We start from the raw sequence: 2,066 nt of genomic DNA, 5'->3' as shown, positions 1-2,066 counted from the left end.
GTCTCTTCATGGCGGAGGTTGCCGTAGATGTCGAAACGGGCAAGGTCGCCGTGGAAAGGTTCACCCTGGTCAGCGACGTGGGCAAGATAAACAACTTTGATGTCGTCGAGGGGCAGCAGTATGGAGGTATAGCCCAGGGTATAGGGCTGGCCCTTACGGAGGACTTCGGCGACCCGGCAAAATATACCAACCTGGTCACCTGCGGGTTCCCCTACATGAAGGATATACCCGATGACATCAGGCTTATCCACATGGAAACACCCCGGGAGTTCGGACCCTTCGGAGCCTCGGGGACCGGTGAGATGCCTCTTTCCGCACCCCACTCGGCGATTATGAACGGTATCGCCCGGGCATGCGGCGCGAGGATATTCCAGATCCCCGCCCTCCCCGAGAGAGTGCTGCAGGGAATGAAAAAGAAGGCCTGACCGGGCGGTTGCGCCGACCGGGAGACCCGAGGGAGCCGGGTAGGGCAAGGGATTGGAGGTGAGACAACGGAATGGGGACGGTATATACCGGGAAAATTGAGGATCTGGAACTCTTCGATGCCTCCTCGCTCGCTCCGGAGGTTACCAAGCGGGTTATATACGGCCCGGGACGCTTCTGGGATGACTTCACCCTGCGCCATTTCTCCCTGCCTCCGGGGACGGTCATCCCCGATCATGAACATCATTGGCCTCACTGGATGATCGGTTTGAGCGGCACGGGCTTTGTGACCATCGAAGGTAAGCGATGGGAGATCCCTCCCCTGGGTTGGGCCCATGTGCCAGGCGGGCTGGTCCACGGCTACGAAAACCCCGGCCCGGAACCTTTCGTCTTCCTCTGCATCGTGCCGACCGAAGGCGACCCCCATATGAAGCTGAAGCGCTTCCGGATGGAACGGGCCAGGAAGAAGGGATCACCGGTTCAGTCCAGGAAGTAATGTTGTTTGTTGTTTCATCGTTGCCGTCCGTTCCCCGGACGGCAACTTTCCGGTCTAAGGATGCAATAGTGTTGCATTTGGAGGGAAGCGATGAAGAAGGAAGAAGTTATTCTGTCCGGTCATGACATTCGCGCTACTCCGGCAAGAAGGGCCGTGCTGGCCGTCCTGTTGAAGGAAAGGCGCCCCCTCTCTTACCGGGAAGTGGCCGCAAGGCTTCCGGGAGACCTGGACCGCGTCACCTTGTATCGGACCCTGGGGCTGCTCCTGGAAAAGGGCATAGTGCACAGGGTATTGGACATGAAGGGGACATGGAGGTTCTGCGCCCATGATCACAACCAACCAGGGTGTCCCGGCGACCATCCTCATTTTGCCTGCCGGGCCTGTGGGAAGATGGAGTGCCTGGCTGAAATCCCCCTTCCTTTTATAGAGGTGGAAGCTGGAACGGTCGTGGAGGGGAAGCATATGGTCATCTATGGTTTCTGCCGATCCTGTGCCGAGAAAAAGGCCCCAAAAAAGGAGGTAGATCGTCAATGACGATTTTATCCATATTTATTTCCAGGAAATGGGTGGGACGTTTCGCGTTGATGCTTTCCTTGCTGGTCATCGCTGGTAGATCCCAAGCCGAGGTCTTCGCCGCCGCAGCCAGCCTTCAGCCGGTTATGGAGAAGGTTGCCGAAGAGTTCGAGAGGGAGAAGGGTATCGCCATGGACGGCGTGTTCGGAGCTTCGGGGCAGCTCGCAAGGCAGATAGAGATGGGGGCGCCCTACGACTTTTTCCTGAGCGCTGATGAGAAGTGGGCCAGGTACCTGGAGGAGAAGGACAAACTCGAGGGAGTGCAGGCAGTAGTCGAGTGTCCCCTGGTGCTTTGGTGGTCTTCCGGTGAAGCCCCTTCCCTGGACCTCGTCAAGGACGAAAAGATCAGGGTGGCCATAGCGGATCCCCAGGTAGCGCCTTACGGAGCCCTGGCCAAGAAATACCTCGAACAGATCGGCGATTACGAGGCTCTTGAAAAGAATGGACGGCTTATTATCGCCGGCGATGTGCTCAAAGCGGGTCTTGCCGCCAGCAGCGGAGGGGCCGACGCGGCCTATATCCCCTTGAGCATCGCGATAAAGCTCGAGGGGTCGTGGGCAAAAGTGCCGATGCC

4 protein-coding genes are annotated in these 2,066 nt (G+C 58.2%); all 4 read left to right on the top strand.

From position 1 onward, the window contains the following. Positions 1–425 (top strand): xanthine dehydrogenase family protein molybdopterin-binding subunit (locus GX108_06150; protein NLO56618.1); only part of this gene is annotated, 425 nt, incomplete at its 5' end. Between the two features lie 71 nt (positions 426–496). After that, positions 497–919, top strand: a complete 423-nt coding sequence (locus tag GX108_06145; GenBank protein ID NLO56617.1) for a cupin domain-containing protein — start codon at positions 497–499, stop codon at positions 917–919. Between the two features lie 90 nt (positions 920–1,009). Next, entirely contained in the window at positions 1,010–1,453 is a 444-nt protein-coding gene (locus GX108_06140; protein NLO56616.1) for a transcriptional repressor, read from the top strand. Further along, positions 1,450–2,066: molybdate ABC transporter substrate-binding protein (modA, locus tag GX108_06135; GenBank protein ID NLO56615.1), on the top strand; the 617-nt coding region annotated here is incomplete at its 3' end. The genes GX108_06140 and modA, both read left to right, overlap by 4 nt.

Origin of the sequence: Thermovirga sp. (genome assembly GCA_012523215.1) — a bacterium.
GTDB lineage: Bacteria > Synergistota > Synergistia > Synergistales > Thermovirgaceae > 58-81.
Note: the sequence above shows the minus strand (reverse complement) of the source record. Positions and strands in the feature narration are given on the sequence as shown.